This window comes from Metabacillus hrfriensis (assembly GCF_030127205.1).
Classification (GTDB): domain Bacteria; phylum Bacillota; class Bacilli; order Bacillales; family Bacillaceae; genus Bacillus_P; species Bacillus_P dongyingensis.
Window position 1 is genome coordinate 2,511,937 of record NZ_CP126116.1, and the last position, 23,392, is coordinate 2,535,328.

At 40.3% G+C, this 23,392-nt stretch carries 24 protein-coding genes and 1 riboswitch; of the genes, 4 read left to right on the forward strand and 20 right to left on the reverse strand.

What is annotated here, in order from left to right; translation table 11 throughout:
• Positions 1–112: 112 nt before the first annotated feature.
• The 3 genes from QLQ22_RS12535 to QLQ22_RS12545 all read left to right on the forward strand — a co-directional run bounded on the left by QLQ22_RS12535 (position 113) and on the right by QLQ22_RS12545 (position 2,552).
• Positions 113–652 (forward strand): transcriptional regulator, encoded by a 540-nt coding sequence (locus QLQ22_RS12535; RefSeq protein ID WP_284016723.1) that lies wholly within the window; start codon positions 113–115, stop codon positions 650–652.
• Between the two features lie 65 nt (positions 653–717).
• Positions 718–1,137, forward strand: coding sequence for an ArsR/SmtB family transcription factor (locus QLQ22_RS12540; RefSeq protein ID WP_284016724.1), 420 nt, complete (start codon positions 718–720; stop codon positions 1,135–1,137).
• A gap of 83 nt (positions 1,138–1,220) precedes the next feature.
• Entirely contained in the window at positions 1,221–2,552 is a 1,332-nt protein-coding gene (locus tag QLQ22_RS12545; RefSeq protein ID WP_223442975.1) for an MFS transporter, read from the forward strand.
• Between the two features lie 263 nt (positions 2,553–2,815).
• On the opposite strand, the gene QLQ22_RS12550 is transcribed toward QLQ22_RS12545, so the two are convergent.
• The 19 genes from QLQ22_RS12550 to QLQ22_RS12640 form a co-directional block, all read right to left on the reverse strand.
• Positions 2,816–3,496: a GNAT family N-acetyltransferase gene (locus tag QLQ22_RS12550; RefSeq protein ID WP_223442978.1), complete on the reverse strand. Its 681-nt coding sequence runs from the start codon at positions 3,494–3,496 to the stop codon at positions 2,816–2,818.
• A 129-nt stretch (positions 3,497–3,625) separates the two neighbouring features.
• Positions 3,626–4,408, reverse strand: a complete 783-nt coding sequence (locus tag QLQ22_RS12555; protein ID WP_223442981.1) for a nucleotidyltransferase domain-containing protein — start codon at positions 4,406–4,408, stop codon at positions 3,626–3,628.
• A gap of 127 nt (positions 4,409–4,535) precedes the next feature.
• Positions 4,536–5,060 (reverse strand): SRPBCC family protein, encoded by a 525-nt coding sequence (locus QLQ22_RS12560; RefSeq protein ID WP_223442984.1) that lies wholly within the window; start codon positions 5,058–5,060, stop codon positions 4,536–4,538.
• A gap of 24 nt (positions 5,061–5,084) precedes the next feature.
• On the reverse strand, positions 5,085–5,426 hold the full coding sequence (locus tag QLQ22_RS12565; RefSeq protein WP_420828846.1) for an ArsR/SmtB family transcription factor: 342 nt from the start codon (positions 5,424–5,426) through the stop codon (positions 5,085–5,087).
• A 133-nt stretch (positions 5,427–5,559) separates the two neighbouring features.
• Entirely contained in the window at positions 5,560–6,840 is a 1,281-nt protein-coding gene (locus QLQ22_RS12570) for an MFS transporter (RefSeq protein WP_223443376.1), read from the reverse strand.
• A 310-nt stretch (positions 6,841–7,150) separates the two neighbouring features.
• Entirely contained in the window at positions 7,151–7,558 is a 408-nt protein-coding gene (locus tag QLQ22_RS12575) for a bifunctional adenosylcobinamide kinase/adenosylcobinamide-phosphate guanylyltransferase (protein ID WP_252208718.1), read from the reverse strand.
• Positions 7,510–8,127, reverse strand: a complete 618-nt coding sequence (locus tag QLQ22_RS12580) for a histidine phosphatase family protein (protein ID WP_223442994.1) — start codon at positions 8,125–8,127, stop codon at positions 7,510–7,512. Before QLQ22_RS12580 ends, QLQ22_RS12575 begins: the two co-directional genes overlap by 49 nt.
• A complete protein-coding gene (gene cobS / locus QLQ22_RS12585) occupies positions 8,079–8,837 on the reverse strand; it encodes an adenosylcobinamide-GDP ribazoletransferase (RefSeq protein ID WP_223442997.1) in 759 nt (252 codons plus the stop codon). The genes QLQ22_RS12580 and cobS overlap by 49 nt, the downstream gene beginning before the upstream one ends.
• Entirely contained in the window at positions 8,834–9,409 is a 576-nt protein-coding gene (locus QLQ22_RS12590; RefSeq protein ID WP_284016725.1) for a bifunctional adenosylcobinamide kinase/adenosylcobinamide-phosphate guanylyltransferase, read from the reverse strand. Before QLQ22_RS12590 ends, cobS begins: the two co-directional genes overlap by 4 nt.
• Positions 9,406–10,476 carry a pyridoxal phosphate-dependent aminotransferase gene (locus tag QLQ22_RS12595; RefSeq protein WP_223443003.1) on the reverse strand — a complete coding sequence of 357 codons (1,071 nt, stop codon included), beginning with the start codon at positions 10,474–10,476 and terminating at the stop codon, positions 9,406–9,408. Before QLQ22_RS12595 ends, QLQ22_RS12590 begins: the two co-directional genes overlap by 4 nt.
• A gap of 4 nt (positions 10,477–10,480) precedes the next feature.
• Entirely contained in the window at positions 10,481–11,440 is a 960-nt protein-coding gene (cbiB, locus tag QLQ22_RS12600; protein WP_223443006.1) for an adenosylcobinamide-phosphate synthase CbiB, read from the reverse strand.
• Positions 11,424–12,767, reverse strand: coding sequence for an ABC transporter ATP-binding protein (locus tag QLQ22_RS12605; protein WP_223443009.1), 1,344 nt, complete (start codon positions 12,765–12,767; stop codon positions 11,424–11,426). The genes cbiB and QLQ22_RS12605 overlap by 17 nt, the downstream gene beginning before the upstream one ends.
• 17 nt (positions 12,768–12,784) lie before the next feature.
• The gene (locus tag QLQ22_RS12610; protein WP_423246248.1) at positions 12,785–13,852 is read right to left on the reverse strand and encodes a FecCD family ABC transporter permease; all 1,068 of its coding nucleotides are present in this window, start codon (positions 13,850–13,852) and stop codon (positions 12,785–12,787) included.
• On the reverse strand, positions 13,815–14,804 hold the full coding sequence (locus tag QLQ22_RS12615; protein ID WP_223443012.1) for an ABC transporter substrate-binding protein: 990 nt from the start codon (positions 14,802–14,804) through the stop codon (positions 13,815–13,817). The genes QLQ22_RS12610 and QLQ22_RS12615 overlap by 38 nt, the downstream gene beginning before the upstream one ends.
• A 33-nt stretch (positions 14,805–14,837) precedes the next feature.
• A complete protein-coding gene (gene cobT, locus QLQ22_RS12620; protein WP_223443015.1) occupies positions 14,838–15,893 on the reverse strand; it encodes a nicotinate-nucleotide--dimethylbenzimidazole phosphoribosyltransferase in 1,056 nt (351 codons plus the stop codon).
• A 2-nt stretch (positions 15,894–15,895) separates the two neighbouring features.
• Complete coding sequence (locus tag QLQ22_RS12625; protein WP_252208723.1) at positions 15,896–17,428, reverse strand: cobyric acid synthase; 1,533 nt, start codon at positions 17,426–17,428, stop codon at positions 15,896–15,898.
• Positions 17,412–17,960, reverse strand: coding sequence for a cob(I)yrinic acid a,c-diamide adenosyltransferase (gene cobO / locus QLQ22_RS12630; protein WP_223443021.1), 549 nt, complete (start codon positions 17,958–17,960; stop codon positions 17,412–17,414). The genes QLQ22_RS12625 and cobO overlap by 17 nt, the downstream gene beginning before the upstream one ends.
• A 129-nt stretch (positions 17,961–18,089) precedes the next feature.
• Positions 18,090–18,273, reverse strand: a riboswitch (cobalamin riboswitch).
• Between the two features lie 78 nt (positions 18,274–18,351).
• Complete coding sequence (locus QLQ22_RS12635; protein ID WP_252208725.1) at positions 18,352–19,029, reverse strand: Dph6-related ATP pyrophosphatase; 678 nt, start codon at positions 19,027–19,029, stop codon at positions 18,352–18,354.
• Positions 19,030–19,264: 235 nt separating this feature from the next.
• Positions 19,265–20,515, reverse strand: coding sequence for a M20 family metallo-hydrolase (locus QLQ22_RS12640; protein ID WP_420828848.1), 1,251 nt, complete (start codon positions 20,513–20,515; stop codon positions 19,265–19,267).
• Between the two features lie 231 nt (positions 20,516–20,746).
• Here QLQ22_RS12640 and QLQ22_RS12645 point away from each other — a divergent pair, with 231 nt between their 5' ends.
• Complete coding sequence (locus tag QLQ22_RS12645) at positions 20,747–21,031, forward strand: hypothetical protein (protein ID WP_223443027.1); 285 nt, start codon at positions 20,747–20,749, stop codon at positions 21,029–21,031.
• Positions 21,032–21,096: 65 nt separating this feature from the next.
• On the opposite strand, the gene QLQ22_RS12650 is transcribed toward QLQ22_RS12645, so the two are convergent.
• On the reverse strand, positions 21,097–23,346 hold the full coding sequence (locus QLQ22_RS12650; protein ID WP_223443030.1) for a molybdopterin-dependent oxidoreductase: 2,250 nt from the start codon (positions 23,344–23,346) through the stop codon (positions 21,097–21,099).
• Positions 23,347–23,392: the final 46 nt, after the last annotated feature.

Below are 23,392 nucleotides of genomic sequence, written 5' to 3' on the forward strand. Positions count from 1 at the left end.
TAATAATAACTTCAAAGGAAGTACATTGCAATACCTATTCTCATTATTTATAATAAGAATTAATTTAAAGTAAATAAACACACAATTAATAAACACAAATAAGGAGAACATTATGGTTAATAAAGTTGAAGTTTTAATGCATCCAGTAAGAATGAAAATTTCTCAGGTGCTAATGAGGAATAAAAACAATGGATTAACACCCTTAGAAATGGTGAAAATTATTAAAGGCGTACCTCAGGCAACTCTATATAGGCATTTACAAGTTATGTTGGATTCTGGTATTATTCGCGTTATTAAGGAAAAAAAAGTCAAATCTGTTTCCGAAAAATATTACGCTTTAAATGAAAGTGAGGCTAGACTTAATATAGAAGATTGGAAAAAAGCTTCTAGTGAGAAGAAGCTTAATTATGTTTCATATTATCAATTATCACTGATGACTCAATATCAAAGTTATCTTAAGAAATTAGAAGAACAAAACTTCCGGGAAGATGGTGCTACTTTCTCTTTAGTAGAATTAAAGATAGATGAGGATCACTTTATACAATTTCAAAATGAATTAAACGAATTAATGACTAAATACTACCATACCCCGAGCAATGAAATAGATGCTCCAGTTCGAACAATCGCTGTTACAATTATTCCAGAAACTTAAACGAATTAAATCATAGTAAGCTTTGCAGCGACCGGTGATTGGAATGTTGACAAGATCCGGGACCAATGGCAAAACCTAGAGAAATTGAAGCTGCCATGAGATTAAACCCTTTCCCTCTTTTCTCATTTCCTTTTTGGATATTTTACAACTTCCTTGACAAAATTAATATCAAACAATATGATAGTTTCATGACATTCAAACAAGTTAACCTAGATGAAAAACGTGTAAAGATATTTAAAGCTTTATCAGAGGTCAAGCGCATTGAAATCATCCGCTATCTTTATCATGATAAAAATAAAAATAATAATTCATGTGGAGAAATTGGAGAATCAATTGGAATGAACAAGTCAAATGTTTCATACCATCTAAAAATTATGGTAGAGGCTGACTTAGTTGATGTTGGACGTGATGGTCAATATAAATTTATTAAATTAAAGGAGGATACATTTCAAGCATTTTTACCAGGTTTTTTGGCAACTTTATAGAAGCCGAAAAACCTTAATTTTTAATCATTAGTTCTAAAGTTTTAAAACTATCTAATCAATTAATAAATATTGAGGTGTTTCATTTGAAGGAAAAAGTAATCAATTCAAAATGGCTGCTCTTTACATTGTGTTTTATCGTATTGTTAGGACCTGTGAATGCTGTCCTGTTTAATGTAGCATTAGCCGATATTTCCAATGATTTATCAATTAGTCCTTCAAAAGCAAGTTGGATTGTAGTAGGTTATTCCCTGGTTGTTGGAATTGGCTCAATGGTCTATGGAAAATTAGCTGATCGATTTAGTGTGAAAAAACTTTTAATTATAGCCATTATTTTATTTATATTAGGTTCAGTCATTGGTTTTATAAATCAATCATATGAATTTGTCATTTTTGCTCGACTTCTGCAAGCAAGTGGCGGAGCTGCCTTTATTGCACTTGGCATGGTATCAGTGGCAAAAATGTTTGAGCCAGATAAACGGCCTGGAGCATTAGCCATGATTAGTTCTTCAATCGCTTTAGCTGTTGGTATTGGACCATTAATTGGAGGTGCGATAACAAATACGCTTGGTTGGCCGTATCTGTTTCTGGTTATGGTGATTTCTGTTATCGGTATAGGATTATTAATGAAATTTATGCCTAATGACGACGCAAATCATTCGTCTGAACCCTTTCATTTTGACTTCATTGGCTCTATTTTATTATTTGCGTTAATTGCAACTGTTTTATTAGGAGTAAATATTAACGGTATAATGTTTGTTCTTTCTTTGGTCCTGTTATTTTTATTTAAAGTTAGGATGACAAAAGCTAAACATCCTTTCATTGACTTTGAATTATTTAAAAATAAACCTTTTCTGCGATTAATAACGATTGGTTTCATCATAAACGTTGCTCTATGTGCAAATCTGTTGCTTCTCCCATTGCTGTTAGTTGAAAAAAATGGACTTACACCATTTTTAATAGGTATTGCTTTGTTTATTGCCTCATTATTTGGTATAGTGTCTAGTATTTTAACAGGAAGAGCTATAAAAACCGTAGGGAATATAAAAATGATTTATGTAGCCTCTGCCATAATGATTTTTGGTTTCCTGGCTTTAGGTTTAATTCCAAATGCGAACCTCTTTGTTATTCTGATTGCAGTAATTTTAACGTTTATGAGCTATTCTGCTATTCAAGTATCCTTGAACACTCTTATACCCAAAACTTTAAATGCATCTAAAATTGGAGTGGGTCTTGGTTTATATAACTTGTTAAATTTTGTAGGTATGGCATTTGGTCCAGCAGCAGCAAGTAAAATAATGGAATCGACAAACAGCTACAGTTTGAATTTTATATTAATCTCACTTTTGCTGGGGGTACATTTCCTGCTATTGTTTAAGCTATCTGCCGCTCATTCAAAAGTAGTACATGCAAAATAAGACAGATTGACGTTGACTTAATTAGAGTCAAATTCATGATTATTTTGCATTATAATAGTTCAAGGGCCCTCGAGTTCGAGATTTAATGGAATTATATTTTTTTTGCAGGTCATTTTACGACGAAGGAAAGAAACAGCCAATTTTGGCTGTTTCTTTATTCATTTTTGTTTTTCTGGATCGCTTTTAAACGAATTTTTTATAGAAGTAGGGTTTATTTGAAGTCTCATTGTTTTTTTTCTTTTTCTGGATTTCATATAAATGAATTAATGGATCAATCCCATTTTTTCCAAACAACCGCTAAGCATACTTTTATCAATCTCATTTACTTTTTCATATTTCTCTTTATACATAGCTCTAATAATTTCTTTAACCTCTTTAAGAGTTATTTCGGTTTCTTGCAAGGTTTTTAAATAAAGATTCAAAAGGATGCTGTTGTCACCAGAATGCAGCGGAGGCTGCAGATAATGAACCTCTTCTAACAGTTTGTAGTCATTTCTTTCAAAAAATGTCTTTCTCTTTACACAGTCTTCTTTTTCTTCCGCCGTATGGGCCATTTCCTCTGTTTCTGTTTCCAGGATTAATGATTCAAGTGATAAATTTCCCGCTCGTATGGCATCTTCTTTTAATAATTGTTCCATTTTAAATAGTGTTTTGGCACCTAATCCTTTGCTTCTAACAGCAGGATTAGTGACTATATAAACGATAAAACCTGAGTTAACATCAGCCAAATAGTGTCCAGTAGCAAAGGAAACAAGCTCCTCTCCTTCAAACCCCGCTATGAAACGAAAATTATTATGCTTTTCTTTTTCTGCATAGGCTAAGCTCTTTAAAAAAATGGTGTCTGGTTCTCTTACTTCAAACGGAAATGTAGTGTTGTAAAGTTTGAAAACCTCATCTAAATGATCTAAATGATTACCTGTGATTTCTTCCCATCTAATTTCCATACTTACCTGCCTTCTTTCAAAAAAATTACACTGATTTAACTATGTATTGTTTTATTTTATTATATGAATGCTCTAATTTCTTCCCTGTTTCATTCTTCATCTGTCATAGAATTAACATGGAATTTAACTTCACCAAACCTCTTTAAGCGTTTCCCTGAAAATACCGTTTAATTTAGAAGTAGGATCTTCCTTCTTTAAGTTCAACTGTTTCGCGTACTCTTTAAGTCTAATGATTTCAGAATCTGTAAACTCGTTTATAACTTCAGCTTTAGGTTCTCTAGCTAATTCATCTCCAATCATCTTCCGTTCAAGCAAAGTTAATACTTCTTTCTTCAGCACTCCATCAGGCAGCATATCTTCTATGAGGACATGAAATTCCACTGGGGGAAACTCGCCTTTTACTTCAATCCATCTCGCTGCAAGTAAAGGCCGGAGTACATAGAAGTATTTTTTAATTTTAACGGTATCCCCTTGCAGGTACTTCCGGCTGTTATTGCTCGCCATGTTCAAATAGTGATAAATAGCTGAATGGGGGGTGAATACCTCTGATTGCATATCAGTGATTTTATCCATTGCTGAATAAGCTTGATAATAAACAATTGGTGAGTTCATCCACTCCATTAAAGGCGGATTTGATTTTCGGAAAAGCTTTAATGCCTTAGTCAGGTCCCAGCCTGAAACATCCAGGAGGTCATTTATCGGACGTTCTATGACATCACGATTGGAGCCGACTCCAATTGGATCAATGCTCAGATAGTGCTCTGCTTTATGTACATAGATAAACCTTACGTCATAGTCGCTGTCTTTTGAAGGAAACCCCCAGGCTCTGCTGCCGGATTCACATGCATAAAGAATTTTCACTTGATGTGTCTCTTCAATTTCTTTAAGGACTTCCAGAATTTGTTCCCTCATTGATGAATTCACCCTAATGTTTTTTTCTTTTAAGTATACATGAGCTTTTTTCATAGTCTAAATGGTATTTAATTTTATTTCCATAAAACGAAAAGGAAGCTGCCGCTACAGCTTCCCCTTAACCTTCTTATTTCAATTCCTCAAGAACTTCATCCAAACAGTCAAACTGAGAAGACATACCCTGTACAGCTCCCATTTCAACGATCTTCTTTAATTCTTCTTCTGAAGAGAATTGGGAGCGGATCGTGAGGTTTGTTTTTTCGCCCTGATCGTCAAACACCATGGTAATAATCATTTCAGGCATTTGATCTGATGTGCTGCCTTCTTTGTCTGAGAAAGCATCGACATAAACAATTTTTTCAGGGACAACAATTTCTTTGTAGGTAGCTTTGCCCCATGATTCCATACCATAAAAGTCTCCCTGGTTTTTATCCTCGCAGCGCATGCAATAGTGCCAAACACCCTCTGGTTTAAATTCAAACGTTTTGTTTTCTGTTTTCCATCCCTGCGGTCCCCACCAGCTGGCCAGATGTTCAGAATCCGAGAATGCTTTAAAAACAAGCTCTCTTGGTGCATTAAACGTTCTTTCCATTATTAGTTCTTTGCCCTCAACACGTGAAGTCATATTTACAATCCCTTTGTTTGCTGACATCCTAATTCCTCCCAAATTTTAATCTTACCCTTTGTCATTCTTCTCGCTATCCTTTAATTCCTGCAAATAGTCATCAAGACGGTCAAATCTGTCATGCCAGAGTCGCTGAAATGAATTTAGCCATCCTTCGAGATCCTGAAATGGCTGCGGCCGCAGCTTATAAATTCGCCTGTTGGCAGCCGCCTCTGCCTCTACAAGACCTGACTGACTGAGAATACGGAGATGTTTGGACGTCTGCGGCTGAAGAAGCTGAAGCCGTTCAGCAATTTCACCCACCGTAAGCGGACCATCACGCAATAATTCTACAATTCGCTGTCGATTGGGCTCTGCAAGTGCTTGCAAAGTTGCTGTAATGTTGATGCCCATCATTCATTCTCCTTTCTGTTTTTAATATACCCTAAAAGGAATATTCTTGTAAAGGAATATTTAAATGAAATTGAGTTTTTTTAGCTCATAAAAAATGCCCCCGAATTTTCGGGAGCACTTTCTCTTTAAAACGTTAACTTTCTTCTCCAACTTTCACAACTTGCTGAGAAACCATTGTATTTTCTTTTAATTTAAATAGCGGGAGTATCAGCAGAGTTCCCATTAAGAACAACAACCCTGAAACCGTGAAAACGCCTGATAAAGTCAGAGGATTCTTGAGAAGGCCTGAGAGTGACATACCGGCAACCATCATTCCCATAAACAATGGATTAAGAACACCATTCACTCGGCCGACAAAGGATTCATCTGTATTTTTAAGAATCAGAGTATTGATTCCGATGTGGATGCACGGGAAAAAGAATCCGTTCAGCAGCTCAAGGGCAATCGTCAGCGGGAAGCTTGTTGACCAGCCGATGCTGATGGTAAAGATCATGCTGGCAAAAATACCAATTGCGAGCAGCTTTTGAGGCGAGATCTTTTTAGAAAAGGCAATGACAATCCCGCCGCCGGCAAGCATTCCAATTCCGTTCGCCATGATCAGCCACTGTAGATAATCCTTGGACAATCCAAGATTCTCGATTGTAATAAAAATCATCAGCGGAGAAATTAACCCGACTGCCAGACCGCAGGCAGCAAAAACGCCGCCCATTGTAGTCAAAACTTTTTTCCCGATAACATAACGGAAGCCGTCTGCCAGTTCTTTCTTGAAGCTTGTTTCTTCTTCTGTTTTGGCTTTTTCAAGATCACGCGGAAGGAACGTCAAAACGGCAGCTGATAGAAGGAACATAACGCCCATTACAATGATTGAGGTGTAGATGCCATATGATTGGTATACAAGTGTCCCGATGACTGGACCGATGACCATAAAAACAGCCATCAGGGATTGGAAAATAGCCATTGCAGATTGTAATTGATCTTCTGGTACGTGCTGCTTTAATAGTCTCATAGCAGAAGGCATCGAGAATTGCGACAAGATCGCAGAAACCAAAGTGGCAAAGAAGATAGCATGCCAGGAACCGTATATCAAAGTTAAAAGAACGACAAAGATGGATACCGCCGAAAGGACGTCACACCATACCATAGTGAGTTTGGGCTTCCACCTGTCGGCAAATGTTCCTCCGATAATAGAAAAAATAAAAATCGGTGCGAACTCTGCAATTGATATAAGGGATACATACACTGGATCATTGTTGGTAAGATCAGTTACGTATAATAAGATGGCAAAGTTTCTGATCCAGATGCCGAGCTGCAGTAAAAAGTTAGAGCCCATGATCGCAAGCACGATCCTGTTTTTAAATAAGTTTCCTGAAGACTTACTCTGCGCGGGCAAAGCTTCAGATATGTTTTTTTCCATTTTTATCATGCCTTTCCAGCTATTAAAATTAGTACTTAAGTGATGCGATAAATTTAAAATTCGTTATCTTACATGTTCCCCTTTCATATATCATTTCAGACCTAGAAAAAAACAGACACTTTTTAATTATAATGTCATTTCCCAGAATCATTCGTCATTTATATTCTGTTCCTTTCCCTAAAACCCCTCTTTCTTTTTTCTTAAAAAAGAGAACCTGAGAAGATTCAGAGTAAATTATATACGATTCTATAAACAAATAGATATTCATTTTTTTGAAACAAAAAAAGGGCTCAGCCCTTTCTTTAAATGATTATTTGATTTTTCTCGCCATTCCATGCCAAACGTGGTAAACGTCGTTGCACAATGCTGCAGCATCCTGCTGAATCCAGCCTAAAAGGTCTCTCATCCGCCGTTCCTCTGCAGAAATGGGAACAATGCCTTTTCCCGTTTCCAGCATGATCAAGATGACTTCCTTTTTAAGCTCCAGTACTGCTTTCAAATAAAGCCGGTAGTCTTCTCTCAATTTGGAAGCATCCCTGTTGTCTTCCATTATCCATTGTTCAAATCCTTCGAAAACAAGCGGTGCTTTCGAAGCATTTTCCTCCTGCCATTGCAGCAAATGCTGCCCCTCATATGCTGAAATCCAAGTGGCATCTTGCCACTTACTTTTCACAAAGGCTCTTTTCCCGCTGAAGGCTCCACCAATAATGAGATGCATGTCCATTTCCTCCTTTCTTCTTTTAACTCAAGAACGATCGCTTTTCCAAAAGGCGCAGAAGTGTCCCAGAATGCAGCTTCAGGAACAAGGTCAGAAACGATTTTTCTGATAACCCCTCCGTGAGTCATAATAGCTGCGCTTCTGAGGTTCGATTTGAGGATTTCCGATAAGAAAGATGAAACACGTTTTTGAAATGCCATGCCGCTTTCTCCGCCGGGCGTGCTGGTTATCTCCCAGTTATCGAGCCAGCAGGAATAATGCGGGTCATTTTTTAACTCTTCATATGTTTTGCCTTCCCAAACCCCGAAACTGATTTCGCGCAAGCGCGGATCTTTTATAATGGACACTTCTGGGAACAAAAATGCTGCCGTCTGCTGACACCGGAGTAAATCGCTCGAATAAACGGCTTCAGGATGATTATGAATTATGTATTTTTTAAGAGGTTCGTACTCTATTAACGAATCTTCTAGTACAGGAAGATTCGTGTGGCCTAAATATCGTTTTGCTTTATTCCATTCTGTCATACTATGCCGAATAAGAATAAGCTGTAAAGAACGGCAAGATTCCATAACTCAGCCCCCTCAATTGATGCACCAACTGTGTCTCCGTTTACTCCTTGAAACTGTCTGACAGCCCATTTTCCGAAGATAAAGGAAAAGCAGATTTGCAGGCTGAACAAAATAATTAGCGTTACTTGTGTGATTGCAAATGGCAGAACCCAGCAGGCAGCGATAATCACGTCCCGCATGGATAAATGCTGTTTCCAGTAATGCGCCATTCCCTTGTTTTGGAAAGGGTGAAAAACGAAAAGCTGCAATAAAGCCTGAAATCTGGCCATCATGGGGATGGCTATTATAAACAGTTCGTTTTCACTGGAATCTAAAACTGCATACAACAGCACACTTTTCCAAAGCAGCAAAAAGATAACGCTCAGCACTGCAAAGCTCCCTACGCGCGAATCTTTTAAAATCTCAATCTTTTTTTCTGTGCTCCCATTTGAACCAACGGCATCTGCCACGTCCATGACACCGTCTAAATGGAGGCCTCCTGACAGGAAAACCCACAGAGTGAGAAGAATAAGTGTGAGCATATAAAGGGGCAGGAGTCCATTCAATAAATTATAAATGAGATAGAGTGTTCCTCCTATTGCCAAACCGGCAAAGGGATAAAACCGCAAGGCCCACTTAAGGGTATTATGATCCATAGAGCAATTCACCGGGAGAGGAAACCTTGTAAGAAACTGCAGAGCAAGAATCGCTCCATAAACCATATTTTTCATACTTGTCCTCCAGTTGAAATCATTGAAACATTTTTGCTCAGGACGCCATTGATCTTCCATACGACTGGAATTCCGCAGATTACTTCAAGTACTGTGTCTGCTTCTCTGACAGTGAATTTGTGTAAATCTTCTAGACAGCTTATATAGTTTGCAACACGTCTGTCTTGAATGGGAATTCCTTCATTTACATCGTTAGACACAATGAAAAGGCAGAGTTCTTTTCTCCGGGCAATGGATAATGTCCTTTCTAAACGCTTCAGAATCATTTTTGGTGAGAGGTTTTTACTGAACATTAAACTGCTGGTCCAGACGGTCAAACAATCAATCATGACAACAGCTTTATTTGGAAGGAGATGAAGTGCATCATCAATATTATAGGGTTCTTCAATGGTTTCCCATGCTTCTCCCCTGTCCATTCTATGCATCTCAATCCGCTCAGCCATTTCCTCTCCAGTATTATTAGCTGCAGTTGCAATATAGTAAGGCAACTCATCTCTAACTTCGTCCAATGCCATTCTTTCTGCTAAACTGCTTTTCCCGGACCGTGCTCCCCCTGATATAAAGGTAATCATGATGGATTTCTCCATTTCCTTAAGGCAGTCAGCAGTTTTTCATTTTCTTCTCTTGTCCGTATTGCGAGGCGGACAGAGCACCCTTCTATGCCATGAAAATTCATCGTATGCCGGGCGAGGATTCCTTCCCTTGCAAGAAATAACAGCAGGGGCTCATGATTATCAAGCAGCGGATCTTTTAATAAATAAAAGTTGACCACAGATTCTGTAACGATGAAGTTTAAAGCTTGAAGTTTCGTTCTCAGCTGCTTCCATTCAGCTTGCAGCCATTTTTTTGTTTCTGTCAAATGATCATATGTATGCGGCAAAGCATGAATCATGGCAAGAGCAGCGCAATTGACGCTCCATGGAACAGATATGGCCTCAAGTTTTTGGATAATAGAATCATTGGCCAATATGTAACCTGACCTTATTCCCGGCACTGCATATATTTTGGTAAGCGAGCGAATGATGATGAGATTGGAATAGTGCTGCAGCAGGTTTTCAAGACTTTCGTCACTCTCCGTAAAATGGATGAAAGCTTCATCAATGATGACTGCTTGTTCATTCAGGGAAGCTGAATCCAGGAGGTTTAGAACGGTTTCCTTAGAAATCATTTCTCCAGTAGGATTGTTGGGTCTGCACAAAAACAGGACATCACCATCTTCTTTTTGAATCCTTCCGATACCTTTCTTTAACTCTTCATGACTCAGATCTGTCACTTGTATGTCGTGGCAGCGGCAGGCACGTTCATATTCGCTGAATGAGGGCTGAAAGATGCCCGCTTTCCCGTTTTTAAAAAGACTCGTGACAAGGAAAATAGCTTCTGCTCCTCCATTTGTCAAAAGAATGTTTTCAGGTTTTACCCCTTCAAATGCTGCCAGAATAGCTCTTTCTTCTGAATACTCAGGGTCAGGATAAACAGTGCTTGAATGAACGATGCTTTCTTGCATAGCTTTTAGAATTATAGATGGTGTTCCAAGCGGATTTAAATTTGCACTAAAATCGATGAACTCTTTTTCGTTAATTCCCTTATTTCTAAAAACAGCTTTAATGCTTGCTGTTTTCCCGCCGTGCTGTGGCCACATTTTTTTACCTCCCTAATCCAAAAAGGATTAAATAACCTGTCAAAAAAAGAATCCAGGCACCGTTCATAATAAGAATCGTTTTTTTTATATGGATAAAAGACAAAGGTTCGAGCGGATCACCAAGCCTTGCACGTTCTGAGACAATTTTGCCATATATATTGACTCCTCCCAGCTGAACGCCGAGCAGTCCGGCTGCCATGGATTCCGGCCAGCCGCTGTTTGGGCTGGGATGCTTTGATGCATCTCTTCTCGTGATGGAAATTGCGTACTTTCTTCTCATTTCTTTCATAAAATAACTGCCCAGCCACATGCACACAGTGCAAATACGGGCCGGCAGCAAATTCATCAAATCATCAAGCCTTGCCGATCCGAATCCGAAGTCTTTAAATCTTTCATTCTTATACCCGACCATTGAGTCCAGCGTATTGACTGCTCTGTATGCAAGAGCAAGCGGCGCACCGCCGATGATGGCAAAAAAGAGCGGGGATATTATGGCGTCCACAGTGTTTTCTGCAACGGTTTCTACTGTTCCCCTGACAATTTCAGGGGAAAGAAGCCCGTCAGTATCTCTTCCTACAATAAAACCTAGTTTTTTCCTGGCTTCGGAAAGATCTCCTGACTTTAAAGGATGATAGACTTCCATTGCTGCATCTCTCAGCCCCTTAATGGCGATGGTCGTTGAAATCAGATAGATTTCAATCGCAGTTCCCAGGAGATAAGAAATCGCATAAAGCAGTTTTAGCAGAAACAAAGAAATAATGAAAACAGAAAAAGGCAGGAACGCAGCAAGAATAATGCCTTTAAGCTTTTTCGTGCTTCCTTTATTCCATGCTTTTTCAGTGGTGCGGATGATTTTTCCAAACAAAATGACCGGATGCGGCAGCCATTTCGGATCGCCGATTATAAGATCGAGCATCACACTCATCAAAATGAGCAGGACAGTTTGTTCAGCGAAAGGCTGCATTAGGAGTTTCCAGCCTTTTTAAAGCCGTCTGCAGAAGTTCTTCGGCTGCTTCAAAGATACGTTCTTGATCAGCTTGATTTTGCTGTTTTTTCTGCATGCCAACCACGATTTTTCCGAAGTTCTTCTCAACACGGCATTTGACAGCATTTATTTTTAAAGCCAAATTTATTATATCGGAGTCGTCCAGAGGTGCATCCGTCAAGATAGCGGCGTGCACTTTACCGTCATAAGGAGAATGAGACACTATGGCACAAAATGTGAACCCGCTTTGATTTACGATAAACGAATTCTGACGCAGCTCTTTTTTAGGCAATTTCGCATCGATAGACCACAGAATATAAGGCTGTTTGCTTGAGAAAAAGATGGATTCTCCCGTCTCAGCCTGTTCTGCTTGAGAAAAAATCCACTGCCTGCTCCAATGAAGACCTTTGCCGTCTGCCCCTGCAGATAGTGTTCTGAAAGGTTTATCCATTTTTATGCATGCTGCCTTTTCTGTTTGCTGAATTTGGACAGCAGACAAGAGATTTACAGGTTTTTCTTCCATATATTCAGGAGAAAGTGAAATTTGGGTTTTTGAAACAGATGGATGAGAGGTAAAATTGAGCTTAACTTCATACACATTCGAAAAGGAATTCTCGTTTTGCAGATGAAGTCCCTCATACTTCCCTTCCAGTTCTCCTTTTTTAAGCAATCCGATCGAATCGGCGTAGAGGGATGCCAGATTCAGGTCGTGCAAAATGGCGAGGATGGTCAAATTCATATCTTTCTGCAATTTTTTCAGTAATTCCAAAAGCTCCTTCGTATGCTTCACATCTAAATGATTCGTTGGTTCATCGAGCAAAAGCAGTTCCGGTTCCTGAGCAAGCGCTTTAGCAAGCAGCACTCTTTGTTTTTCCCCGCCGCTTAAGGAATGATAAGGGCGTTTGCGGTACTCCCAGACGGAAGTCTGCTTCATGGCAGTTTCTGCTGCTATCAAGTCAGCCTGAGTGTTTTCTTTAAAAAACAGCGTTTTTTGATAAGGATACCTGCCGAGCATGACAATCTCTTCTACTGAAAAATCCAGCCCTGCTTCATTTTCTTGGGTCATAACTGCCGCTTTTTTTGCGAGTTCCCTTTGTGAATAAGATGCAAGGGGCTTAGCATCGAACAGGATTTCTCCATTGTGAATGGGCAGAGCGCCCATAATTAACCGGATAATCGTTGTTTTTCCACTGCCGTTTGGTCCGATTAAAGCAAAAAAACGTCCTTTTTCAATGGAAAAAGAGAGATCCTTGATGACCGCTTTTTTATCATCGTAACCTCCCGTCAGATTTTTGACGTGCAGCATATGCAACCTTCTTTCCTTTAAAGTTGTGCCTTCTTCTGTTTTCGGTTTTTGACAAGCAATAAGGTGAATATAGGCGAACCGATCAGTGCAGTTACGACTCCTATCGGAAGTTCTTTAGGAGAGATAATGGATCTTGCAAGCAGATCGGCGAGAACAAGATACCCTCCTCCTATCAGCACGGAAAGCGGAAGAACATACCGGTGATTCGATCCGGCCATCAAACGGACGAGATGAGGAATAACAAGCCCGACAAATCCAATCGCACCTGAAACAGCTACGGCGCTTCCTGTTAAAATGGATGCCGCAATCAAGACAATCGTTTTCTTCTTTTTTACATTCATTCCCGAAAATTGGGCTGCCTGTTCACCTAAAGCCATGTTGTTCAGTTCACGGTAATGGAAAAGAATGATCGCAGCTCCCAGAACAAAAAATGGAACGATTAATTGAACATGCCCCCATCCTCTCATCGCAACGCTTCCCATAATCCAATAGAGAATCTGACTGATATCCTCACGGGGAATCAGGGCAATCAGCAGGGAAATGAACGCACTGATGAACGAAGAGATGATAATGCCTGCGAGGATAATGGTTTCATTTGTAAGATTTCCGCTTGCCAAATGAGTCAGAGCAAAGACGATGAGCAGCGTGATCATACCAAAGAGAACTGCGATGATCGGCAGTGTGAAACTGCCCAGAATCGTAACTTGAATTTGAAAAAAGATAATGATAACTGCTCCCAGAGAGGCTCCCGATGAAACACCGATTGTATACGGGTCAGCAAGCGGGTTTTGAAGCAGTCCCTGAAAGGCAGCTCCGGCCAGCGACAATGAGGCTCCAACAAAAAAAGCGAGCAAAACTCGTGAGAACCGGATCTCCCAAATAATCATTTCTGTGCTTTTTTCTCCCTGATACAGCTGAAGATGAAACATTTTGCCAGTAATGATGTTTAAAATATCAGGGACGGTAACATTTACCGCCCCTACAAAGACTCCTGATATCATGCTGAAAATCGCAAAGACTGCTGCAAATAAAATGAGAAACTGATGTTTATTTTTTGAAAACATCTGGATAAATGAGTTTTCCAAGCTCTTCAACTCCATCCGCTAAACGGGGTCCAGGACGAGTCACCATGTCGCTGTTTACGTCAAACACTTCCTTTGACTGAACAGCTTTTACTTCCTTCCAGCCGCTTCTGTTTAGAACTTGCTCAGCTGGATTGTCGACGTAGTAGCCATATGTGGTGATGATCACATCCGGATTGCTGCTGACGATTTTCTCTTCGTCCATTTTTACCCAGCCTTCTTCAGATGAAGCTACATTGGACGCACCAATCATTTCAAGCATTTCATTCATAAACGTTCCTTTGCCTGTTGTGTAAATATCAGGCTGTGGAGAGACTTCAATCCAAACTTGTTTTTTTTCTTTGACAGCTTTTGCTTTTTCCTTGATGGCCTTAACTTTTGCATCCATATCTGCAATGATGCTGTCTGCTTTATCTAACGTGCCTGTTGCCTTCCCGACAGTGCGGATGGCTTTGTAAACCTGGTCGAATGAATTTTGGGAGCCGACAATAAACACCTTGATGCCTGCCGCTTCAAACTGTTTGATGATTTCCCCGTGATTTTGGGCATGGTACTCCTGAAGAAAAGCTACATCCGGCTGCAGAGCAATGATTTTCTCTGCATTAAGATCCTGTGCTCCTACTTTTTCCTTTTTTGAAACGGCTTCGGGATAGTTGTCATAATCAGAGACACCGACGATTTCCTTGTCCAATCCAAGTGCAAAAAGCATTTCAGTCGTGCTCGGTAGCAGCGAAACAATTTTCTCAGGTTTTTCCTCCAGCGTTATTTCTTTTCCGGCATCATCTGTGACTGTTACTGGGTAAGCTTCTTCCTTTTTTTCAGCCTGCTGTGTTTGTTCCTTGCTCTTGCTCGCTTGCTGTGTCTGTTCTCCCTGTGTACATCCCGAGAGAATTCCTGCCAGCAAAAGCAGCATTAGGGCAATACGATGAAAATAGGTGCCGAAAGATGTTTTCATTTGTTTTCTCCGCCTTTTATGTAATTGTCTTTTTTATTTTATTGTACGTTCCTTTGATACACCTGCCGTATCAAAGGTTGCCATCCCTTTTACCATTTCAGCGGCTGCTTCAATCAGCGGGTAGACAAGCACAGCTCCGGTACCTTCGCCAAGCCTCATCCCCAGTGACACCAGCGGCTTTTTCCCGAGCAAATTCAATACATGAAGATGTCCCGGTTCAACCGATAAATGCCCGGCAATCATATAATTACGCACATGCCGATTTAATTTTGAAGCAACGAGCGCAGCTGTTGTGCATATAAATCCATCTAAAATAACCGGAATTTTTTTAGATGCTGCGTAAAGCATGGCGCCTGTCATCGCTCCGATTTCAAAACCGCCTACCTTAGAAAGAACATCGATCGGGTCATTGGCGTCAGGCTTCAGCTTATTTAGAGCTTTTTTAATAACCTCGGCTTTATAAGCAACCTGCTTCGACTCAATTCCTGTTCCTCTTCCCGTGATATCCTCAGGCTTTAACACGCTCAGGGCGGCTGCAATGGCACTGCTTGATGTTGTATTGCCAATGCCCATTTCTCCTAGGATCAGGAGCCTTGCGCCATTTTTTATCATAGCTTCAGCCCTTTCCATTCCCAATTCCAGTGAACGGATTGCTTCCTTTCTTGTCATGGCAGGTTCAACCGCGAAATTTTTTGTTCCATAGCCGATCTTTTCAGAACGGACTCCCGGAATATCTGTTTTCACTCCTGCATCTACGATTTCCAGTAACCCATTTATCCGTTTTGTAAAAACGTTTATGGCTGCCCCTCCGCTCAGAAAATTGTTTACCATCTGAGCAGTCACCTCTTGAGGATAGGCAGAGACCCCTTCCTCTGCTACTCCGTGGTCTGCGGCAAAGACGATTACACCCGGGGGAAATACTTCAGGTTTTACATCAGTTGTGATTTCTGAAAGCTGCACAGCAATTTTTTCTATTTCACCAAGGCTGTTCATTGGCTTTGTTAAGGAATGTATGTAGGCTAAAGCTTCAATCCCTTTTTGTTTACTGACAGGCTCTATCGCATCTATCTGCTGATAAATATCAATCATTTCTATTTCACCTCCTTATAAAAAAACGTTTTCATTGCTGAATATATCTTTTTCATTTGAATAGAGCCTTTAACGTGGGCAGCAAGTCTGTCGTATTCGCTTTCTTTAAAAGCACGAAAGCGGAGCGAGCGCTCAATCGGCTTCAGGCCTTTTTTCTGACGGAGCTTATTCAAATAAAGCCATCTGAATTCATCGTTATGAAAAACATCATGCAAGTACGTGCCGAACACCTGGCCATCTCGAGCGGTACAGCCTTCCTCTGTTCCGGAGAGGACTGAAAAAGGTTCTGCTTTCCTTGTTGATGCTGTTTGTCCCATATGGATCTCATACCCTGATAAAGAAATTCTGCCAAAATCTTTTAGTGAGCAATAGCCCTCAGAGCGGATGGTTTTCTTTTCGGATAAGATGGTTGTATTTACAGGGAAAATACCAAGTCCACCAAGTTCCTGATGATCTGATTCAACGCCGTTTGGATCCATCAGCTTTTCGCCGAGCATTTGATAGCCTCCGCAAATGCCTGCTAGTTGAGTTCCTTTTTCATAAGCAGATCTTATTTTGTCAAAGAGTCCTGTTTGCTTAAGAAACAGCAGGTCTTCAGCTGTGTTTTTGGTTCCAGGCAAAATGATGAGATCAGGATTTCCAAAATGCACAGCTTTTTTAACAAAACGGATATTCACATCAGGCTCCAGTCTTAACGGATCGATATCTGTAAAGTTGGATAATCTCGGATATGAAAGAACAGCTACGTCAAGTTCTGCATCGTGATTGGTACCATTTGAATACTGGCTTAAAACAAGGGAATCTTCCCCATCTATTTCAAGGTCAGGCAAAAATGGAACAACTCCAAGTACCGGCAGCCCCGTATATTCTTCAAACCAGTCCAATCCCGGCTGAAGCAGTGAAAGGTCCCCTCTGAATTTATTGATGATGACACCTATAATCCGCTTCCGGTCACACTCGCTAATGAGCTGAAGGGTCCCGACCAGACTGGCGAAAACGCCTCCTTTGTCAATATCTCCGATTAAAATCACTGGAGCTTCTGCAATTGCTGCTACTCTCATATTGACAAGCTCTCGGTCATTTAAATTAACCTCTGCAGGAGAACCTGCTCCTTCTATCACAATGACCTCGTATTTGTCCGACAGTTTCATCAGCGATTCTTTAATCGCCTCAAGACCTAACTGGAAAAAGTCCTCTCTGTACTCGGATGCCTTCATATTTGCATAGGGCTTCCCGTGAAAAACGACCTGAGACTCCATATCTTTTGAAGGTTTAATTAGGATCGGATTCATATCAGTTGTGGCTTCAATTCCGGCAGCTTCGGCCTGAATTCCCTGAGCTCTGCCTATTTCCTTGCCATCACTGGTAATGTAAGAATTCAGAGCCATATTTTGTGATTTAAAAGGCGCTGTTCGATAGCCGTCCTCTCGAAATATCCGGCATAGTGCCGTAACGAGCATGCTTTTTCCAGCGTCTGAATGTGTACCCTGAATCATCAGTTTTAATGATTTTGGCTCATTAGTATTCAATTCCATAGATGGCATCTACACCTTCTTCGTAGTAGTGCTTTTCCACATTGATAACAGACACAAGGTCAGCGATTTCCTTTATTTCATCCTTTGCATCTCTTCCTGTCAAAACAATATGAACATGATTTGGGCGGTTTTGAATCGTATGTATGACATCCTCAATAGGCAGCACGTCATCGATCGGAAACGTATGAATAGCAAGCGCATTATTGATTTCATCAAGAATGACGACATCATACTCTCCGCTCAAAATCTTTTCCTTGGCGATTTGCCAGGCTGATTTTAAAGCTTTCCGGTGCACATCTGGTGTTTTAGTCCAAGTGAATCCTGCTCCAAGCTGATGGATTTCAGCACCGTTGAGTTTTTCAAGCACGTTTTTTTCACCGTAGGTTCTCTCTGGTGATTTTATAAACTGCAGGATGGATACTTTCATACCTCTTCCAATCGCACGGACAGCAAGACCTATGGATGCTGTTGTTTTTCCTTTGCCATTACCCGTATAAACAAGCAATCTTCCTTTTTGATCTTTCCCTGTCATTCACTCATCTCCTCTTTTCGTCTTTAAACATAAAAAAGACCTTGAACTGAATGGAAGTCAGTCAAGGCCTTTAATAAGCAAAGTCATACACACTAAGGGTACCTGACTTATTCTTCCCACCGAAAAACAAGCAATCAATCATTAAAAGCAGGTCTCCTGGCTTTGCGCTTCATTTTCTATTGAACCTTCCCAACTTGAAAAGTCAGTGGCGTTTCAACTGAATCTGCGCTTACAGTAGCGGGGGCTGCACCGGATTCTGACCGGTTTCCCTATTATCCTGATCTCATCAGGCACTTTTAAAGAAATCATATTTTTTGTTCATTGTAATCTATAAATCTGGAAATGTCATCAACTTCTTTTTTGTATCTGAAAATGAACTCATTAAGTCAGGCTATTTCTCGATTAGGCTTAAATCCTCCAGCTCCAGGCGAGTTGTTGTTTCCATTTGAATTCTCTCGCCAAATTGCAGTTTGATCAGTTTTTTAAATAGCGGCCCATCATACACAAAGGTATGATACTCTCCTGCCTCACCCATTGGGCATATCGGTGTGGACTTCATTCTTTCTATTAGCTGCTGATCAATTTCATGGCCGAGCCATGTGTCATCAAGCACATTATCCTGAGTTCTGATGATGACTGCTTTGTATCCGCTATCTGCAAAATCTTGAAGGGCTTGCGCAGCTTCATCCTTCTTCATCCATAACGGATACAGTGCTTCTAAGCCAGCTGAGTCTGCCGTATTTTCTCCCCAGCTGCGGTGTTCATCAAGATATAAATCTCCGAAAGCTGCGCTAGTAAGTTGATATTTATTCTTCAAATCTTTAAGTGAGTCTATAAAACTTTGAGTATATCCCTTAAATGTGCATCTAATAAAATGCACAGGAATACCTAAGGCTTCGCTTTGTTTTAGTATTGCTTCCATTTTCTCGCCATGTCCGAACGTCCTCTCTAGCTCAATAGGTACAGTGGTTATAAGACATGCAATTTCATGACCTTGGCCAATGAGCTTATGCAGTGCCATACAGCCATCTTTGCCGCCGCTCCATGATAGAGCAATTTTTTTCTTCATTTCGATACACCGCTTTCAATCTTTTTTATGTATTCTTTGTCTGTCTTTTTCCATTTTGATTATGATTCATAAGGAATCTTAAGTCAAAAGAAATTGCCGCCTCATTTGACAAGGATGTATTAAAATACATCAAGTTGCTTCTTAAGGTCGCTATTTTTCTATCAAAAAACACCAAAATGAATAATTATCCACTTTGGCGCTCTTTATATAGCTTTACCATTACTATTTTCATTATTTAATCTAAAGCCATTTTCATAGCCGTTCTGTATAATAGCTCCGTTCCAATTGAGATATCCTCCATCGTTGAATACTCTTTAGGATTATGGCTGATACCGTCTTTACAGCGGACAAAGATCATCCCATACTCACATTCGTACGACATCGCTAATGAATCATGAAAAGGTCCGCTCATCAATTCAATCGGATTCAGTCCGATATGTGAACTCTCATTTTTCATTATCTTCATGATTCTTTCAGAGCAATACCGCGGTTCACTATTTGTATCTTCTGAAATGGTATAAGTTAATCCATGCAGTTCAGAAATTGTGTGGATTTTTTTTCTTAGCAGATTTTCAATAAAATCGCGTCTTTCAATCTCAATATCTCTTAAATCGATTGTAAAGCTGACTTTTTCCGGAATGATATTTCGCGAGTCTGGGAAGATTTTCATGCTTCCAACTGTACCGACTGTAGGCGCAGTGACATCCTCGCTTGTTAATTCATTAAGGGCAACAACAATTTTTGCAGCTCCTACAAGCGCATCCTGCCTCATATGCATGGGAACAGATCCTGCGTGTCCTGCAAAGCCCTCAAGTTCTACCGTCAGCCATAATGGTCCTGATATTCCTGTAACGATTCCAACAGGTGTATCTTTTGCTTCAAGAATCGGCCCTTGTTCAATGTGGAGCTCTATAAATGCGGAAATGCCTCCAGAAGGATATTCTGAGTCCTTAAATTTTTCGGGATCACATCCAAATTCAATCAATGCCTCTTTTCGAGTGATTCCACTTTTATCTGTCCGGTCTAACTCCCCTTCTTCCAGTTTGCCGAGGATCCCCCTTACTCCAAACAACCCTTTATTAAAACGGCAGCCCTCTTCATCACAAAATGCGACGATTTCAATTGGCATATTGGGAGTAATATTCAGCTCTTTCAATGTTTGAGCGGCCTCCAGTGCACCTAAAACACCGATTACACCGTCAAATCTGCCTGCATACGGCTGTGAATCAATATGTGAACCAATCATTAATACGGGAGCTTCAGGATTCCTTCCTTCAAGCCGTCCGATTAAATTTCCAAAGTGATCAATTCTTGCTGTTAATCCTGCTTCTTCCATCCAGCCTTTTACTGTTTCGACTGCTTCTTTGTCTTCTGGAGACAGGGCAAGCCTGCAAACTCCGGTCTCACTGATTTTTCCTATCTGTGCAAGGGCATTTATTCTTTCTTCAAGCCGTGCTTTGTTTATTGTCAGAGTTTTATCAGCCAAAAATATTCCTCCTTAATAATTAGTAGAATATTCTGTATTAATAGTATAGGAAAAATCCTCTTATTACATGTTTCGTTATGTAAAAAGAAAAATGATGAAATGTTACATATTGTCCAGCAGGGTCTTTCGCTTGTTCTCTTTCATTAATTCATCAGCTTCGTTGTGCTTTTCTTTCCATACCTATAAAATAGTATATATAATCTAAATGACCACTGGAGGTTCCTTTCAGCTATGAAAGCAAGATATGAACTGAACAATATGAATTTGACACTCAGCAATGTCACATTACGTGATTCTGTAGATAGCTATGTTCTTTTGAAAGCTGCAGATGAAAATAACAATGAAGTAACGATTAAGCTCTCACACCATCAGGCAGAATTTCTTGAAGCAGAATTTAAAGACTTAAATCGCAGAAGAAAAAACAGCTGCTCGGGTTCCTCCCTGCATGAAAAGGATAAAACGGAAGATGAAGCTTATGATCTTTTTAATAACGAGTTCTTTAATGAGGAAAAGTAATCCTTTTTAAAATTAGTTAGATTCACACACAAAGCAAAAAAAGGTAAGTCATATTTGACATACCTTTAGTCTTTTTTTTCAATCATTACAGGTACCCCATTAAGGACAGCGTTTCCGGAAAGCTTATCTATTACTTGTTCATCCGTTAAAAGATTAACATTTACACCAGCATGTTTGCTTGCTGTCTGCAGACGAGTTCCAGTTAGGCTATGGCCCCATCCATGAGGCAGGCTCACCGTTCCAGGCATAATGTCTTCAGTAACGTGTACGATCACTTCTACTTTTCCTGTACGGGATTTCACTATAGCTTTATCCCCTTTTAGCAGCTTCAATTGTCCGGCATCTACAGAATGAACCCAAAGCGTGCAGCGGTTTTCTCCTTTTACGAGTACAGGAAGATTATGCATCCAAGAATTATTGCTGCGCAAATCTCTTCTCCCTACTAATAGCAATGTATCAGGTTTTGACTCTTTCATCATTTTACGCAGTCGCTTTACATCCTCTATTAATAAAGGTGCAGCCAATTCGATTTTTCCTGAAAGAGTTTGAAGGATTTCTTGAATCCTCGGCTGCAGTGCACCTAAATCGATGCCGTGGGGATGAGCCTGAAGCTTGGATAAGCTTAACCCATCGGGATTTTTTCCGAAATGTTCTCCATAAGGGCCTACACGCAGATAAAAATCCAGTAATCGTTCAGGGCCCCTTCTATCTATTAGCATCCCCATGATTTTGCTGCAGCCCTCCTCAAAAATTGGAGAGTTTGGATTCCTTATTTCATGTTTAATCAGCTGCTGCAGGGACATATCATCAAGAGCTTTAACAGGATCTCCGTCTATCGTTTGTTCACTTACAGCAGCCGCTAAGTGCAGAAGAATCTCCCATTCATCTTTTTTCTCTGCAGGCAAATCAAAAACCTTACTTGAAAAATGAGCGATATTTCTTATAGCAAAACCTGAGAAGATGAGATCATAGTGTGATCGTTCTAAGGGTGTCGGAATGGGGAGGAGCACATGTGCATGACGAGTTGTTTCATTTAAATAGCAATCGATACTGACCATGAATTCTGTTTTTTCCAGCGCATGCTGAATACGGCTGCTGTTTGGTGCAGATAATGCAGGATTTCCTGCGATGGAAATGAAAGCTTTAATTTGTCCGGATCCGGGTGTTTCCAGTTCTTCTGCAAGGCATGAGGCTGGCAGTTCATTTAATACCTCTGGTAAATTCCTAATTCTGCTTTTATAGCGGTCATAGCGAATTTTCCTGGCTTTTCCAGACAGCGCTCGTCTTGTTGCAGGTTTCGGGAACATCACACCTCCCTCCCTGTCCAAATTGCCAGTCAGCACATTTATTGCATCAATAAGCCAGCTGTTCATTGTACCGAATGCCTGTGTACAGGTTCCCATTCTTCCATAAACAATCGCTTTTGAAGATGCGGCTAAATCACGGGCAAGCTGACGTATGGTTTCTGATGGAATTCCGCAAAAAGAAGATACAGCTTCAGGAGTAAAATCTTGTGAAGCCATTTTCAGGTCATCAGCTCCATTAATAAGGTCTGTCAGTTTTCCAGTGTTGACCAAATCCTCATCAAATAATGTAAAAATCATCCCAAATAGAAACAAAGCATCTGTGCCAGGACGAATAAAATGATGTTCATCAGCTTGTTTTGCTGTTATTGTACGAACCGGATCGATGACAATCAGCTTTCCGCCGCGCTTTTGAAGTGCCTTCAATCTTCCTCTCATATTTGGAGCTGTCATTAAGCTGCCATTCGAAGCAAGCGGATTTGCACCGATCATGAGCAGATAATCTGTATGATCAATATCAGGAATCGGCAGATTTGCTTCATTTCCAAACATGATTTCAGACGAAAGCTGTTTTGGAATCTGATCTAGAGTGCTTGCTGAAAAAATATTTTTACTTCCCAGCGACCTCAGAAATATTGGTGTATACAAGGGACCTGATAGGTTGTGGACACTGGGGTTGCCTAAATAAACCCCTACAGAATCCCTGCCATGCTTTTTAATAATTGACCTCAGCCTGTTACTGATTTCTGTGAATGCTTTTTCCCATGAAACTTCCTTCCATTCCTGACCATGGCGCATCATGGGTTTACTTATGCGATCAGGATCTGAATGCAGTTCTTTTAAACTATATCCCTTTGGGCATAAATAGCCGCGGCTTAAAGGATCAAGCTTGTCACCTTTAATGTGAACAACTTCCTCTCCTTGCGTATGAATTTCCAGACCGCATGTAGCTTCACACAATGGACAAGTTCGATAATGAATGTTTACAGAATTATTCTTCGCAATTGGCAACAGGAATCACTTCTCCTTCCGCTTCATTCAAATAAGTTATCAGAAA